Genomic DNA, 15,240 nt, shown 5'->3' on the forward strand with positions numbered 1-15,240 from the left:
ATCTCGGACGCGCCGATCGTTATCGTGGCGCAACCTTCACCCCTGCCCCTGAGCCGACCGCGGCGGGCCTTCCGATGACCTGGCGGGGGAGCCGAGTCGGGCTGTCGGGAAGGCCTGCCGCGGCCGGGGTTCCGGGGTTTCAGACCGCCTCGGCGGTCTCGGGCAGATCGATGGCGAGCTGGTTCGTCAGGTCGACGACCTCGGTGAGATCCCCGAAATCGCGTACAGCCGTGTCGACGGTCTTTCGGATACGAGTGTTGACCCGCTCGGAGCGCACCTTCTTGGCGATGACCATGGCCTCACCGGCCAGCACCGTGGCCCGCTCGGGCTCGCGCTGGAGGAGGTGGACGGTGGCCATGCCGATCAGATTCAGCGCGTACGACCGCTGGTGATCGGTGTCCTTCGCGAACAGGTCGACGGCGTTGCGCATGATCGGCTCGGCCAGGGAGGCGTAGGTGGGGCTGCGGCCGGCGACATAGGCCAGGTCGCGGAAGGAGTGGGAGTTCTCGCCGCACAGCTCGGCCTCGGAGAAGAAGCGGATCCAGTCGGGGTCGGGCTCGTCCCAATCGTGTACGTCCGCGAACGTGTCCTCGGCCATACGAACGGCCCGCTTGCACTTTCCGGGCTGTCCCATATTGGCGTATGCGCGTGCCTCCATCGCATACAGCATCGACTGGGTGCGGGGGCTCGCGCAGTCACGGCTGCCGTACTGCGCGAGATGGATCAGTTCGAGCGCGTCGTCCGGCCTGCCGAGGTGGATCATCTGGCGGCTCATGGACGACAGGATGTACGAGCCGAGGGGCTTGTCCCCGGCCTCCTTGGCCGCGTGCAGCGCGAGGACGAAGTACTTCTGGGCGGTCGGCTGGAGCCCCACGTCGTACGACATCCAGCCGGCCAGTTCGGCCAGTTCGGCGGCGACCTTGAACAGCTTGCGGGTGGTGGAGTCGGGCTGGGGTTCCTGGAGGAGGTCGGTCACCTCGTGCAGCTGGCCGACGACCGCCTTGCGGCGCAGGCCGCCGCCGCACTGGGCGTCCCACTGCCGGAACATCGCGGTGGTCGACTCCAGCAGCTCCAGCTCGGGCTTGGAGAGCCGGCCGACCCGGGGCGCGGCGGGGTGCTCGGGCTCCTCGGGCGGGGCGGGGGGCACGGGGACGAGCCAGCGCTGCATGGGCTCGATCAGGGTCGGTCCGGCGGAGAGGGCGAGCGCGGTGCCGAGGAAGCCGCGCCGGGCCAGCATCAGGTCGCTGCGGGAGAACTCGCTGAGCAGGGCGACGGTCTGCGGTCCGGTCCAGGGCAGGTCGACGCCGGACGCGGACGGGGACTGGCGGGCGGTGCGCAGCCCGAGGTCCTCGATGGAGACGACGCAGCCGAAGCGCTCGGAGAACAGCTCGGACAGGATGCGCGGGATCGGCTCGCGCGGGTTCTCGCCGTCGAGCCAGCGCCGCACCCGGGAGGTGTCGGTGGAGATGTGGTTGGCGCCCAACTGGCGGGCCCGGCGGTTGACTTGGCGCGCCAGTTCGCCCTTGGACCAGCCGCTGCGCACGAACCACGAGCCGAGCAGCTCGTTCGGCCGCTTGTCAGCGCCTGCCGAGGTCGTCGCGCTTCCGCTGTTGCCGCCCACTGGAACGCCCCCATTCCCTGAGACCACTTGTACGCCGAGTGCGCCAAGCCCTATCAGAATGCCGGTAAATAGGCTTCGCGTCCGCCGGTTCTCACCCTTCGAACGGGAACCCGACTTGCCTCCGGCATACCCACAAGCGCATGCACCCTCAGGCCTCGTGCACTCAAAGTAATCCTACGATCACGGCTCTAGCCATGGCGATCCAGGAAACGCCACCATTCGCCACCCCTTCGAATGAACTCCCGGACGCCCGCACAGGATTCACTTGACAGAGGACAGCCGGGAGTGGGCGGAGCGATGCACACGAGGGCGCGCGCCGGCGAACGCACTACCCGGGGCACCTCCGGGCGCCGACTGGAACAGGTCGTGGCGGGCAGGGGTGCCGGGCAGTCGGAAACACAGGGTCACGTTCCGCACGCGGTTCGTAACCACCGGCGCGTCGGACCCGTTGGAGGGGGCATGGGCTTCACGATCGGCAGCATCGGCAGCAGCCGGGGCATCCGCGAGATCCGGACGGGCACGCGCCGCCGTGGCCGGTCGTCCTCGGAGTGCACCGCGGTGGCCGAGTACACGGGCCTCTGGGGCTGGGACGTGGTGGCCGGCGCCCGCGCGGCGGGCGGCGCCTGTTCCTGCGGTCTGACGGGCTGTCCCGCGCCGGGCGCACACCCGCTGGGCTTCGCGCCCCGGGTCGCGGCGGGCGCCACGCTCGACGAGGTCATGGACACCTGGGGCCAGTTCCCCGGCGCCGCCGTCATGCTCCCCGTGGGCCGCGCCTTCGACGTCATCGAGGTCGCCGAACCGGCCGGCCGGCACGCCCTGGTCCGGCTGGAGCGCATGGGCATCCCCCTCGGCCCGGTCACGGCCACCCCGCAGGGCCGCGCCCAGTTCTTCGTGGCCCCCGGCGCCGCCGCCGAACTGCCCGCACTCCTCTACCGCATGGGCTGGGACGACGCGTCCCTCGACCTGCACGGCCTGGGCACGGGTACGTATCTGACGGCGCCCCCGTCCGACCGGGGCGGCCTGGGCCCGGTCACCTGGCTGCGCCCGCCGGCCCTGGACACGGCGACGCGGCCTCCGGCGGCGAGGCTGCTGCTGGGCACACTGGCGTATGTGGCGCACCGCTCGCGGGCGTAGCGCCGGACCTCACCGAAACGAGAGGCCCACCGCATCTGCACCATGCGGCGGGCCTCTTCCTTGCTGGAGCACCTACTTTTTGAGCAGGTGGTGGCTCTCCCGGGCACTCCGGCCGTTCAGTCGCCGATAAGTGCGTCAACAAACGCCTCCGGCTCGAACGGAGCCAGGTCGTCGGCCCCTTCGCCGAGCCCGATCAGCTTCACCGGTACGCCCAGTTCGCGCTGTACGGCGATGACGATGCCGCCCTTGGCGGTGCCGTCGAGCTTGGTGAGCACGATGCCGGTGATGTCGACGACCTCGGCGAAGACCCGGGCCTGCACGAGCCCGTTCTGCCCGGTCGTGGCATCCAGCACGAGGAGCACCTCGTCGAGCGGGGCGTGCTTCTCGACGACGCGCTTGACCTTGCCCAGCTCGTCCATGAGCCCGGTCTTGGTGTGCAGCCGCCCCGCGGTGTCGATGAGCACGACATCGGCGCCGGCCTCGATGCCCTCCTTGACGGCGTCGAAGGCGATGGAGGCGGGATCACCCCCCTCAGGACCACGCACCGTACGGGCCCCGACCCGGTCGCCCCAGGTCTGGAGCTGGTCGGCGGCGGCGGCCCGGAAGGTGTCGGCGGCACCGAGGACGACGTTCTTCCCGTCGGCGACGAGCACGCGCGCGAGCTTGCCGGTGGTGGTGGTCTTGCCGGTGCCGTTGACGCCGACGACCATCACGATGCCCGGGGTGTCGAGGGGCGAGTCGGTGTTCACGGCCCGGTCGAACCCGGGTTCGAGAATCTTGAGCAGCTCTTCACGGAGCAGCCCGCGCAGCTCTTCAGGGGTCCGCGTACCGAGCACCCGCACCCGCTCGCGCAGTCGTTCGACCAGCTCCTGGGTGGGCGTGACGCCGACATCGGCGGTGAGGAGGGTGTCCTCGATCTCCTCCCAGGTGTCGTCGTCGAGGTGCTCGCGCGCGAGGAGCGTGAGCAGCCCCTTGCCGAGCGCGTTCTGCGACCGGGAGAGCCGGGCGCGCAGCCGGACGAGCCGCCCGGCGGTGGGCTCCGGGACCTCGATCACGGGAGCGGAGGGAGGCTCCTCCACGGCGACGGCCGCGCCGTCCCCCGCCTCGGGAAGATCCACCTCCTCTATCGTGCGGCGCGCTTCGTCGCGCGGCGTCTCGGCCTCGTCGCCGATGTGCGGCTCGGCCGGAGGGGCGGTGAGGTCGGGTGTCGTGGGGGGCGCCGGGGGCAGCGGCTTCTTCCTGCGGCTGCCGACGACAAGCCCGCCGAGCACACCGAGCACGACCACGGCGATGACTACAGCAAGGATGACGGTTTCCATAACGGCACCAGTATGCGCGACCGCCCTCCGCGGCGTCCGTCCCCGGTAGCCCGCCCGGCCCCCTCTCCCTACCTCTGCCGCTACCCCTGGCGATCTGACACACCGTCAGCTAATCTCCCCCGGCACACCCGCCGGAAGGGACACCCATGGCCGTCACCGTCGTACGTTTCAACCTGGTCGCCCCCGACGCCACCCCCGCCGACCTCCGCGCCCGCTACCAGGCCGCGATCGAGATGGCCGCGTACGCCGACGCCCACGGCATCACCACCGTCCAGACCGAGGAGCACCACGGCGTCGCCAACAACTGGCTGCCGTCGCCGTTCGCCTTCGCGGGAGCGGTGTTCGGGGCGACGCGCCGGATCGCGGTGACGGTGTCGGCGGTGATCGGCCCACTGCACGACCCTCTGCGACTCGCCGAGGACATAGCCGTACTGGACCTCCTGAGCGGCGGACGCCTGGTCACGGTCGCCGGGATCGGCTACCGCCCCGAGGAGTACGCCCATTTCGGCGCCGACTGGAAGCGGCGCGGCAAGCTCCAGGACGAGCTGCTTGAGACCCTCCTCAAGGCCTGGACCGGCGAGGAGTTCGAGTACCGGGGCCGTACGGTACGGGTCACCCCGCGCCCGTACACCGCCCCGCACCCGCTCCTCCTGGTGGGCGGCTCCTCGAAGGCGGCGGCGAGGCGAGCCGCCCGCCTGGGCCTCCCGCTCTTCCCCAGCGCGCACCTGCCCGAGCTGGAGGCCTACTACAAGGAACGCCTGGTCGAGTACGGCACCGACGGCTGGACGATGATGCCGGCCGCCGAGACCCCGCTCCTGCACATCGCCGAGGACCCGGACCGGACCTGGTCCGAACACGGCCACCACTTCCTGCACGAGGCCCGCACCTACGCCTCCTGGCAGTCCGGCGACATCCGCTCGGCCGTGAAGTCGGCGGCGACGACGGTGGAGGAGCTGCGCGCCGAGGGCGTCTACCGGATCCTGACGCCGGAGGAGTGCGTGGCGCAGGGTCTGGACAACTACGTACTGCATCCGCTGTCGGGCGGGATGCCGGTGGAGGAGGGCTGGCGGAGCCTGCGGCTGTTCGGGGAGCGGGTGGTACCGGCGCTGGGCGGCTGACCTGCTCCTGCGAAATCCGGTGGTCCGGTCGGGTCCGCGAGTGGTTCCCTGCGGTCATGAGCCTGTTGGTGGAAGTGTTCGTCCGCGAGCCGAGCGGAAAGCTGCGGCTGCTCGAAGTGCCTGCCGACGTGTACCAGTCGGGCGGCTTCGAGTCATGGCGTAGGACGGTGTGGGGATCGGAGCCGGTACGCGCGCTGGGCGCCCGCCTCCTGCCGCAACTGGCCGACGCCGATCTCTATGTCGAGGCCGAGGAGGTGCCGGCCCTGCTGCAGGAGGTCTCCCTCCTGCGCACCCACCTGGACGCGGTCGCCGCCGGCACGGAGCGGCCCCGGACCCTGGCAGAGCACCGCGAGGGCATCGAGGACCGGCTGCGGATCATCGAGGAGAGCGCCCACAAGGCCCTGGAGATCGGCGGCGGCGTCCTCATCTGGTGAAACCCGGTGACGTACGGGGACCGCCGCCCCGGCTCGGGCAGTGGCCGAGCCGGGACGGCGGGAGGTACGGGGAGGCGGGCAGCGGGGACTTGGCCCGCCTCCCCGAGTCGGGGGGAGGCGTGGGTTACCCCATCTCCTCCAGCGTCTTGCCCTTCGTCTCCTTGACGAACCGGAGCACGAACGGGATCGAGAGCGCGGCGAAGAACGTGTAGATCACGTAGGTCGCGGAGAGGTTCCAGTCGGCCAGGGACGGGAAGCTCGCGGTGATGGCCCAGTTGGCGATCCACTGCGCCGCGGCGGCCACGCCCAGGGCGGCGGCGCGGATCCTGTTCGGGAACATCTCGCCGAGGAAGACCCAGACGACCACACCCCAGGAGAGGGCGAAGAAGAGGACGAAGACATGGGCGGCGACCAGGGCGACCCAGCCCTGGGTGGCGGGCAGCTTGCCGTCGACGAGGTCGAAGGAGAAGGCCCAGGCCTCCAGGGCGAGCCCGACGACCATGCCGACCGAGCCGATGAGCGCGAGCGGCCTGCGGCCGATCCGGTCGACGAAGATCATCGCGATCACCGTGCCGATGATGTTGATGATCGACGTGGTGAAGGAGTAGAAGAACGACTCCGTCGGGTCGACGCCGACCGACTGCCACAGCGTCGAGGAGTAGTAGAACGCGACGTTGATGCCGACGAACTGCTGGAAGACCGAGAGCCCGATGCCGATCCAGACGATCGGCTTGAAGAAGAAGGTGCCGCCGAGCAGGTCCCGGAAGGTCGACTTGTGCTCGCTCTTCATGGCGTGCTCGATCTCGGCGACCCGGGCGTCCATGTCGATGCCGTCGCCCTCGACCTCGCGCAGCACCTCACGGGCGCGCTCGTCCCGGCCGACGGAGATCAGGAAGCGCGGCGACTCGGGGATCGCGAAGGACAGCAGCCCGTACAGCACGGCCGGTACGACCATCACACCGAGCATGACCTGCCAGGCCTCGACGCCCAGCAGCTGACCGCGCTGGTCACCGCCGGCCGCGTTCAGGATGCCCCAGTTGACCAGCTGCGAGATGGCGATGCCGACGACGATCGCGGCCTGCTGGAAGGAGCCGAGCCGTCCCCGGTACGCGGGCGGGGCCACCTCGGCGATGTAGGCGGGACCGATGACGGAGGCCATGCCGATGGCGAAGCCGCCGATGATCCGCCAGAAGGCCAGGTCGTACAGCGCGAAGGGCAGCGCGGAGCCGACGGCGCTGATCGTGAACAGCACGGCGGAGATCTGCATGCAGCGAATACGGCCGATGCGGTCGGCCATACGTCCGGCGGTGGCGGCGCCGATCGCACAGCCGATCAGCGCGATGGCGATGACCTGCGCCAGAGCGGCGGAACCGATGTCATAACGGCCCCGGATGGCCTCGACGGCGCCGTTGATCACGGCACTGTCGTAGCCGAAGAGGAAACCGCCCATCGCAGCCGCCGCCGCGATGAAGATGACATGCCCGAGATGCTCGGGGTGAGCCGTCCCGGCTCCCGACTTGCTTGTCTGCTCAGCGCTGGTCACGTACGACTCCCAGGTAGGTGGTACCTGAAGGTAAAAATTACGTTGCCGAGACTATTCCTTCAAGTTTCGAAGTCAAGAGGGGGCCCAGTGTGAGATGAGAGGCATCGACTGCCAATTTGTGTTCAAGTATTGAAGAAGCGAAGAAGGGCTAGCGGAGCCGCTGCGAAATCACCTTCGACACTCCGTCACCCTGCATGGAGACGCCGTAGAGCGCGTCGGCGACCTCCATCGTGCGCTTCTGGTGCGTGATCACGATGAGCTGTGAGGCTTCCTGCAGCTCCTGCATGATCCGGATGAGCCGCTGGAGGTTGGTGTCGTCGAGGGCCGCCTCGACCTCGTCCATGACGTAGAAGGGGCTCGGTCGAGCCTTGAAGATCGACACCAGCAACGCTACGGCGGTGAGTGAGCGCTCGCCACCGGAGAGCAACGAGAGCCGCTTGACCTTCTTGCCCGGCGGACGCGCCTCGACATCGACACCGGTGGTGAGCATGTTGTCGGGATCGGTCAGGATCAGCCGCCCCTCACCACCCGGGAACAGCCGGCTGAAGACGCCCTCGAACTGCAGAGCCGTATCCCGGTAGGCCTCGGTGAAGACCTGCTCGACGCGCTCGTCGACCTCCTTCACCACCTGGAGCAGATCGGCGCGCGTCTTCTTCAGGTCCTCAAGCTGCTCGCTCAGGAACTTGTGGCGTTCCTCCAGCGCGGCGAACTCCTCCAGGGCCAGCGGATTGACCTTGCCGAGCTGCTGATAGGCCCGCTCGGCCGCCTTCAGCCGCTTCTCCTGCTCGGCCCGGTGGAACTGCTTCGGCTGGTTGCGCGGGTCCTCCGGGTCCTCGGGCAGTTCCTCGCCCTCGGCGGGCAGCGAGGGCGGCACCGGCTGATGCGGACCGTACTCGGCGACGAGCCCCTCGGGCTCCACGCCCAGCTCCTCCAGCGCCTTGGTCTCCAGCTGCTCGATCCGCATGCGCTTCTCGGCGCCGAGCACCTCGCCCCGGTGCACGGAGTCCGTCAGCTTGTCGAGTTCGGCCTTGAGGTCGCGCCCCTGTGCACGAGCGGCGCCCAGCTCCTGCTCCCGCCGCGCCTTGGCGGCGTCGGCGGCGACCCGCTCGGCCTCGGCCCGCCCGAGCGACACCTCGACGTGCGCGAGCAGCTGCCGCGCCCCGGAGGCGACGGCCTCGGCGACGGCCGCCTCGTGCCTCAGCCGCGCCCGCCGCTCCTCGGCACGCGCGCGTGCCTCACGTTCGGCACGGGCGGCCAGGTCGAGCGAGTCGGCCCGTCCGGCCAGCCCCTTGACCCGCTCCTCGTGCGTACGGACCTGGAGCCGCGCCTCCATCTCGGTCTGCCGCGCGTTGGCCCCGTCGGCGGCGAGCCGGTCCCGCACCCCGGTGTCGGGCTCCTCCTCGACGGGCATCTCCTCGGCGACGACGAGCCGCTCCGCGAGCTCCTCGGCATCCTCTACGGCCCTGTCGAGCGCCTCCTGCGCCCGCGCCGCAGCCGCGGTGGACCTCTCGGCCTCCCCGGCGGCACCCCGGGCCTGCCCGGCGAGCCGCCCGAGCTGCTGGGCGACGGCCGACTTCTCCCGGTCGGCGGCCCGCCGCCGCTCCCCGACCTCCTCGACGAACGCGGCACACTCCTTGCGCCGCTCCCCCGCGCTCTGCTGCGCCCCGACCAACTCCTCGCACAGCACGGCCAGTTCGGCCAGCTCGGCGGCGGCTTCGTCGACGGAGGCCTGCACTTCGAGCAGGCTGGGCGCCCCGGCGGACCCACCGTGCGCGAAGTGGGCGCCCAGCAGGTCCCCTTCGGCGGTCACGGCGGTCAACTCGGGCCGCGAGTAGACGAGTTCCTCGGCGTCTTCGAGCGTCTCCACGACGACGATCCCCCGCAGCAACCGGCGTACGGCGGGCATAAGTTCGACGGGACCGCGGACGAGGTCGGCAGCGAGGAGGGGCATGCCGCGTCGGGCAGCGGCGCCTTCGCCGGAGGCGGCTCCACCGCCCGGCCCTCCGGAACCCGGCCGATCGAGGGCATCGACGCCCCGCACATCACCAAGTCCGGCGCCCTGTCCAGCGACGGCACCGGCATCGCGGGCATCGCGGGCATCGCGGGCATCGCGGGCATCGCGGGCATCGCGGGCATCGCGGGCATCGCGGGCATCGCGGGGGGCGAATCCCCCGCCCAACCCTCCGGAACCCGGCCGATCGAGGGCGTCCACGCCCCCCACATCACCAGATCCGGCGCCCTGTCCAGCGACGGCACCGACAGCACCGGCATCGCGGGCATCGCCGGAAGCGGATCCTTCGCCCGGAGCAGGCCCCGCGCCGGGCCCTCGGGCACCGGGATCACCCCCGGCGCCGAAGCCGCTCACGCCCCCGGGGGCCGGGCCGTCCGGCGCGGGCACAGCATGCCGCGGCGCTCCGAGGCCACCGCCGGACCCCTCACCCGCAGCGCCGAGCGAGGCACCCGCCGAGCCAAGAGCACCCCGCTCCCCCGCCCCCTCCGGCGCCCCCGCCAGCAGCAGCGAAGCCCGCCCCCCGTCCTGTTTGCGCAGCAGGCGGATCGCTGCCGCTGCCGAGGACGGGGTCGTCACCGCGATGGCGTCCGCCGCCGCTCCGAAGGCTGCCGCCACGGCGACCTCGTGGCCCGGGGTGACCGTCAGGAGTTCTGCGGCCGGGCCCAGCAGGCCGCTGAGGCGGTCCTGGGCGGCCAGGAGGGTGCCTGTGCCGTCCTTGCGGCGCAGGCCCAGTGCCAGGGCCTCGCGGCGGGCCTGGGTCGCGGCGCGTCGGCGTTCGGCCGCTGTCGTCGCCTCACGGGCCGCCGTAAGGGCCGTCTCCGCGTCGGCTAGGGCGACCTTCGCCGCATTGTGCCGCTCCGCCAGGTCCGCGTCGCCGGCGTCGAGGCCGTCGACCTCCGCCTTCAGGGTCTCGTACTCCTCCTGGGCCGTGAACGCCCGCTCCTGGGCCTCGTCGCGGGCGGCGGCCAGGCGGTCGATCTCGGCCTGGGCGCTGGCCGCGCGGGAACGGGCCGCGTTGACCTGGCCGTTCAGCCGGGCCAGGCCCTCGCGGCGGTCGGCGATCGCGCGGGCCACGTCCTTCAGGCGCCGTTCCTCCACCGCCAGCTCGCGCTCCAGTTCCGCGCGGTGCGCGACCGTGTCCTCCAGCGCGTGCTCGGCCGCCTCCAGGGCCGCTTCCAGCTCGGCCTCCTGCTCACGGACGCGTGCGGCCTCGCGCTCCATGTCCTCGGGCTCACGGCCACGGCGTTCCTCGGCGGGCGCGGAGGTGGCGCTCTTCACGCGGGCGTCGGCCAGCGAGACGGTGCCGCGTACGCGTTCGGCGAGCTGGGAGAGTTCGTACCAGGTCTGCTGGGCGCGCTGGAGGCGCGGGGTGAGCTGCCGTACCTCGTCCTCCAGGAGCGCCTCGCGCTGGAGTGCCTTCCGCAGCTCGGCCTCCGCCGCCTCCTTGCGCTCCTTGAGCGCGGCCTCGTCCGCGACCTCCGTCCGGAGCGCCGCGCGCAGCCGTACGAGGTCGTCGGCGAGGAGCCGCAGCCGGGAGTCGCGCAGGTCGGCCTGGATGACCGCGGCCCTGCGGGCGACCGCAGCCTGCCGGCCGAGCGGCTTCAGCTGGCGGCGCAGTTCGTCGGTGAGGTCCTGGACGCGGGCCAGGTTCGCCTGCATCGCGTCCAGCTTGCGCAGCGCCTTCTCCTTGCGCTTGCGGTGCTTCAGTACGCCCGCCGCCTCCTCGATGAAGGCGCGGCGGCCCATGGGATCGGCGTGCAGTACGGAGTCCAGCTGGCCCTGGCCGACGATGACGTGCATCTCGCGGCCGATGCCGGAGTCGGAGAGCAGTTCCTGGATGTCGAGGAGGCGGCAGGTGTCGCCGTTGATCTGGTACTCGCTGCCGCCGTTGCGGAACATGATCCGCGTGATGGTGACCTCGGCGTACTCGATGGGCAGCGCGCCGTCGGAGTTGTCGATGGTGAGTGACACCTCGGCGCGGCCCAGCGGTGGGCGGCCCGTCGTGCCGGCGAAGATGACGTCCTCCATCTTGCCGCCGCGCAGCGACTTGGCGCCCTGTTCGCCCATGACCCAGCTGAGCGCGTCCACGACATTGGACTTGCCCGAGCCGTTCGGTCCCACGACACATGTGATGCCGGGCTCGAACCGGAGCGTGGTCGCCGAGGCGAACGACTTGAACCCTCGGAGGGTCAGGGCCTTGAGGTGCACGCCGCTGGACTCTACCTTCCGCCGGTATGTCACACACTGAACCCCGGATACCCCGCGGTTTCACGGATGAACGTGCAGGGCACACCAGACGTAATGAAGAGTGCAAGCGCTTGAGGTGACCGTCGGTCGACGGAGCACGAGGGAGCACGGGGGAAATAAAGAAGGGACGCCGAAGCGTCCCTTGCAATACTCTGGCCGAAAAACTGAACACTGACGACTCAGCGGTTGATGCGCTGTTGACGCGATCGAGACGGGCAGCCCAACCACTGCGTGTCTGTCGTACCGATGCAGCGATCAGGTGAGCGCGGGCTCCGCCTGGCGTGCGTCGATGCTCTCGAGAAGCGAGTCGTGAGAAGCGGCAGCCGTCAGCGCGTCGTTCTCCGCCTGGATGCGTCCGAGTTCGGATTCCAGGTCCTGTACGCGCTGCTGGAGCCGTCGCATCTCGGCGAGGAGTCGCGGGTCGGAGCCGCCGACGTAACCGAGAAGCGCCTTTGCCATGATGGATGGTCCTCCACACTGAGTGACCGACCGAAGCGGTGTGGGTCGTGAGGGAATCGCACCCGCGATGCTTGGCACTCTGGAGTTCTTGCTGCCGTTCTTACATGCCAAACAGCTAAGGTGCGCGGGGTTTTCAGCGTCTCACCAAAAAGTTTGACGGTCAACACGATCACGCCCGGTATTGGCGGGCGGCGCCGGGGCGCGCGGCCCCCGCGGGGCGGCGCTGCGACTCCGGCGGGGCCCGAGGGCGTGGCAACAAGCGTTTTCCGCGGAGCCTGCCACGACCTGCGCTTCTTGGCAACCACCTGCCCGTTTCCGCCATGGACAGGTGCGTGTGGCATGCCCACGGGCCGCCGCCTGGACCGCTTTACAGAACCGCCTCAGCGGATGGCGAAGCCCTCGTAGATCCGGCGGGGTGTGTCCCAGATCTCGGTGACGCCGTCCACGCGGCCGGGCGTGTCGCTCCCCCGCAGCCAGTCGAGCAGTCCCTCGCAGTCCGGACGGGGCCCTTCCGCGACCACTTGCACGCGTCCGTCGTCCAAATTGAGAGCAAAACCACTCAGGCCGCCGATCTCCAGGGCCTTCGCCCGCGTGAACCAGCGGAAACCCACACCTTGGACGCGTCCGCGCACCCAGGCGACCAGCCGTACATCCTCGTTCATGGGTGCACGCTAACGGGCCAATGTCTCTCTCAGCACTTCCTCCTCTTGCGCCATGGGGTACCGTCCCCACCCAACGAATCTCATATGAAACTCACTCGATCGAGTGAGTCACCCGGACCGCAAGGACGAGGAAGGCCACAACATGGGACGCCACCGACGCTCCGCCGCCGGCCGCGCCGCCACAGGTCGCGCCACGGGGGTCACGGAAACATACGATTCGGGCACGGGCGGTTACGGATCCGATCACGGACCGTACGACTCCGAGGTCCCGCCCACGCCTCACATACCGCACACCGCCTACAGCACGCTGTGGGAGGACGCGCCCACGACCGTGGGCATCGCCCCCTACCTGAACCCCGAGGCGCACTCCGACGCCTACGCGCAGAGCAACGCCTACCTCTTCGCCCCGGACGACACCGGCGCCCACGCGGCACACGGCGACGGCCCCTTCGACGGACGGGGCCCGGGCGGCACGCGCCGCCGCAAGAAGCGCTCGTCCAGGCCGATCCGTACGGGACTGCTCGGCGTCTCCGCCGCGGTGGCCCTCGGCACGGTCGCGGTCGCGACGGGCGTACTGCCCGGCGGCAGTGACAAGTACACGATCGGTGGCGGCAGCAGCGGCGACAAGGTGCAGGCCGCGGACTCGCCGACGAACGACGACACCCAGCAGGGCGGTACGTCGGGCAGCGCCGACCCGGACCGCGACAGCGGGACGTCGACGAGCCGCGACACGGACCGCGACACCACGTCCCCGTCGCCCTCCCCCTCGACGTCGACCGCCTCGGCGGCCCCGACGACCAAGGCTCCGCCGAAGAAGTCGGCCGTGACGCCGAGCGAGGCTCCGGAGACGACGCCGGCGCCCACGCCGACGAAGTCGAAGGAGAAGCAGCAGTCCACCGCCCCGATCACGGTGACGGCGGAGGCCGCCGCCGAGGCCGAGGTGCTTCAGCTCGTGAACGAGGAGCGGGCCAAGGTCGGCTGCAGCGCGGTGTCCGCGAACAGCGCGCTGCGGGAGCTGGCGGAGTCGTTCAGCGAGGACATGGCCGCACGGGACTTCTTCGACCACACCGACCCCGACGGCCTCTCGCCCTGGGACCGGGCGGACAAGGCCGGCATAACGAACCTCGGCGGCGAGAACATCGCCCGGGGCCAGGCCGACGCCGCCGCGGTGATGGAGGCCTGGATGAACAGCCCCGGCCACAAGGCGAACATCCTGAACTGCGACTTCAAGACGCTGGGCGTGGGTGTCCACTTCGGCTCCGGCGGCCCTTGGTGGACGCAGGACTTCGGCTACTGACCGGCACCCCCGGCCGGGCGACCTGAAGATTGCACTAACCAACAGTTAGCGCAATCTTCAGGTCAGCGCTGTGCTCGCGTACGCTGGACCCATGATGAACACCACGGAGGCACAGGACCTCCCCTACGACGTGTTCGCCAAGGCCTGCCCCTCGCGCGGCACCCTGGAACACGTCACGGGCCGCTGGGGCGCGCTCACGCTCGGTGCCCTCCAGGAGGGCTCGCTCCGCTTCAACGAGCTGCGCCGCCGGGTCGACGGCGTGAGCGAGAAGATGCTGTCGCAGACCCTCCAGGCCCTGGAGCGCGACGGCCTGGTCCACCGCGAGGCCCAGCCGACGAACCCGCCCCGCGTGGACTACGAACTGACCCCCCTCGGCCACGAGGTCGCCGAGCGTCTGCTCGCGCTCATCCACTGCGTGGAGGGCCGGATGGACACCGTACTGGCGGCGCGCGAGCGCTACGACACCACGCGCGGAACCCGCTGACACTTCGGACAGAAGTAGCTGGACCGGTTCATCCAGGGCCGCCGGAGCATCGGCGTCGCACACCGCCCGCAGGGCAGCCCCTCACGTCCGTAGGCGTCGAGCGAGCGGTCGAAGTACCCCGATTCGCCATTGACGTTGACATACAGACTGTCGAAACTCGTACCGCCCACGTCCAGCGCCGCGTTCATCACATCCCGTACATGGCCCAGGAGTTCGGCCGTACGCGGCCGGGTGAAGCCGGCGGTGGGACGTTCGTAGTGGACGCGCGAGCGCCAAAGGGCCTCGTCCGCATAGATGTTGCCGACTCCGCTGATCAACGACTGGTCGAGCAGGGCCCGTTTGATCGTCGTACGCTTCCGGCGCAGCGCCTCGTGAAAGGCCTCGTCGTCGAAGAGCGGGTCGAGGGGGTCGCGCGCGATGTGGGAGATGACATCGGGCAGTCCGTCCGGGGTGTTGTCGTGCAACGACAGCCCACCGAAGGTGCGTTGATCGACGAACCGCAGCTCGGTACCCAGCTCGTCGGCGAACCGCACCCGGATCCGCAGATGCTTCTCGTCGACGGCGTCGTTCGGCTGAACGAGCAGCTGCCCACTCATCCCGAGATGCGCGAGCACCGACTGCCCGCTGTCCTCCAACGGCAGCCACAGATACTTCCCACGACGCCTGGGCGTCCCGAAGCGATGCCCTTTGAGACGGTAAGTGAAGTCGTTCCCACCGGCGATGTGCCGCCGCACGGCCCGAGGATGCAGAACCTCGGCATCAGCAACGGTCCGCTCGGCAACCCACCGAGCAAGCCCGCGCCGAACAACTTCAACTTCAGGCAACTCAGGCACAGGAGACGCCCTGTCTTTTAGGGGCGCGGGGAACTGCGCGACAAGCCACGACGGGCCCGCAGCCGAAGAACAACCGAA

General features: G+C 70.3%; 12 protein-coding genes. 5 read left to right on the plus strand and 7 right to left on the minus strand.

The genetic code is table 11. From position 1 onward, the window contains the following. Window positions 1–139: 139 nt before the first annotated feature. Window positions 140–1,621 carry a transcriptional repressor NsdA gene (gene nsdA / locus CW359_RS32415; RefSeq protein ID WP_105973769.1) on the minus strand — a complete coding sequence of 494 codons (1,482 nt, stop codon included), beginning with the start codon at window positions 1,619–1,621 and terminating at the stop codon, window positions 140–142. 459 nt (window positions 1,622–2,080) lie between these two features. Here nsdA and CW359_RS32420 point away from each other — a divergent pair, with 459 nt between their 5' ends. Further along, window positions 2,081–2,755, plus strand: coding sequence for a bifunctional DNA primase/polymerase (locus tag CW359_RS32420; protein WP_105973770.1), 675 nt, complete (start codon window positions 2,081–2,083; stop codon window positions 2,753–2,755). Window positions 2,756–2,871: 116 nt separating this feature from the next. Here the strand turns inward: CW359_RS32420 and ftsY are convergent, their stop codons facing one another. Beyond that, the gene (gene ftsY / locus CW359_RS32425) at window positions 2,872–4,074 is read right to left on the minus strand and encodes a signal recognition particle-docking protein FtsY (protein WP_105973771.1); all 1,203 of its coding nucleotides are present in this window, start codon (window positions 4,072–4,074) and stop codon (window positions 2,872–2,874) included. A gap of 146 nt (window positions 4,075–4,220) precedes the next feature. Here ftsY and CW359_RS32430 point away from each other — a divergent pair, with 146 nt between their 5' ends. Together CW359_RS32430 and CW359_RS32435 are read left to right on the plus strand one after the other, a co-directional pair. After that, a complete protein-coding gene (locus tag CW359_RS32430) occupies window positions 4,221–5,192 on the plus strand; it encodes an LLM class flavin-dependent oxidoreductase (protein ID WP_105973772.1) in 972 nt (323 codons plus the stop codon). A gap of 56 nt (window positions 5,193–5,248) precedes the next feature. Further along, window positions 5,249–5,626, plus strand: a complete 378-nt coding sequence (locus CW359_RS32435; protein ID WP_105973773.1) for a hypothetical protein — start codon at window positions 5,249–5,251, stop codon at window positions 5,624–5,626. 124 nt (window positions 5,627–5,750) lie between these two features. Here CW359_RS32435 and CW359_RS32440 read toward each other — a convergent pair whose 3' ends face one another. The 4 genes from CW359_RS32440 to CW359_RS32460 all read right to left on the minus strand — a co-directional run bounded on the left by CW359_RS32440 (window position 5,751) and on the right by CW359_RS32460 (window position 12,548). Continuing rightward, window positions 5,751–7,169: a sugar porter family MFS transporter gene (locus tag CW359_RS32440; RefSeq protein ID WP_105973774.1), complete on the minus strand. Its 1,419-nt coding sequence runs from the start codon at window positions 7,167–7,169 to the stop codon at window positions 5,751–5,753. Window positions 7,170–7,317: 148 nt separating this feature from the next. Then, window positions 7,318–11,388 (minus strand): AAA family ATPase, encoded by a 4,071-nt coding sequence (locus CW359_RS32445; RefSeq protein ID WP_105973775.1) that lies wholly within the window; start codon window positions 11,386–11,388, stop codon window positions 7,318–7,320. A gap of 294 nt (window positions 11,389–11,682) precedes the next feature. Further along, on the minus strand, window positions 11,683–11,886 hold the full coding sequence (locus CW359_RS32450) for a hypothetical protein (RefSeq protein ID WP_079659246.1): 204 nt from the start codon (window positions 11,884–11,886) through the stop codon (window positions 11,683–11,685). 380 nt (window positions 11,887–12,266) lie between these two features. Next, the gene (locus tag CW359_RS32460) at window positions 12,267–12,548 is read right to left on the minus strand and encodes an acylphosphatase (RefSeq protein ID WP_105973776.1); all 282 of its coding nucleotides are present in this window, start codon (window positions 12,546–12,548) and stop codon (window positions 12,267–12,269) included. Window positions 12,549–12,690: 142 nt separating this feature from the next. Between CW359_RS32460 and CW359_RS32465 the strand changes: the two genes are divergently transcribed. Both CW359_RS32465 and CW359_RS32470 read left to right on the plus strand, forming a co-directional pair. Beyond that, a complete protein-coding gene (locus CW359_RS32465; protein ID WP_105973794.1) occupies window positions 12,691–13,845 on the plus strand; it encodes a CAP domain-containing protein in 1,155 nt (384 codons plus the stop codon). Between the two features lie 91 nt (window positions 13,846–13,936). After that, complete coding sequence (locus tag CW359_RS32470) at window positions 13,937–14,329, plus strand: winged helix-turn-helix transcriptional regulator (RefSeq protein WP_408647542.1); 393 nt, start codon at window positions 13,937–13,939, stop codon at window positions 14,327–14,329. On the opposite strand, the gene mutM is transcribed toward CW359_RS32470, so the two are convergent. Then, window positions 14,302–15,162, minus strand: coding sequence for a bifunctional DNA-formamidopyrimidine glycosylase/DNA-(apurinic or apyrimidinic site) lyase (mutM, locus tag CW359_RS32475; protein WP_105973778.1), 861 nt, complete (start codon window positions 15,160–15,162; stop codon window positions 14,302–14,304). The genes CW359_RS32470 and mutM overlap by 28 nt on opposite strands. Window positions 15,163–15,240: the final 78 nt, after the last annotated feature.

This window comes from Streptomyces geranii (assembly GCF_002954775.1).
In the GTDB taxonomy this organism is placed as follows: domain Bacteria; phylum Actinomycetota; class Actinomycetes; order Streptomycetales; family Streptomycetaceae; genus Streptomyces; species Streptomyces geranii.

Coding starts and splice junctions, on each gene's coding strand:
- CW359_RS32420 (WP_105973770.1), top strand. CDS start 2,081: ATGGGCTTCACGATCGGCAGCATCGGCAGCAGCCGGGGCATCCGCGAG.
- ftsY (WP_105973771.1), bottom strand. CDS start 4,074: ATGGAAACCGTCATCCTTGCTGTAGTCATCGCCGTGGTCGTGCTCGGT.
- CW359_RS32430 (WP_105973772.1), top strand. CDS start 4,221: ATGGCCGTCACCGTCGTACGTTTCAACCTGGTCGCCCCCGACGCCACC.
- CW359_RS32435 (WP_105973773.1), top strand. CDS start 5,249: ATGAGCCTGTTGGTGGAAGTGTTCGTCCGCGAGCCGAGCGGAAAGCTG.
- CW359_RS32450 (WP_079659246.1), bottom strand. CDS start 11,886: ATGGCAAAGGCGCTTCTCGGTTACGTCGGCGGCTCCGACCCGCGACTC.
- CW359_RS32460 (WP_105973776.1), bottom strand. CDS start 12,548: ATGAACGAGGATGTACGGCTGGTCGCCTGGGTGCGCGGACGCGTCCAA.
- CW359_RS32465 (WP_105973794.1), top strand. CDS start 12,691: ATGGGACGCCACCGACGCTCCGCCGCCGGCCGCGCCGCCACAGGTCGC.
- CW359_RS32470 (WP_408647542.1), top strand. CDS start 13,937: ATGATGAACACCACGGAGGCACAGGACCTCCCCTACGACGTGTTCGCC.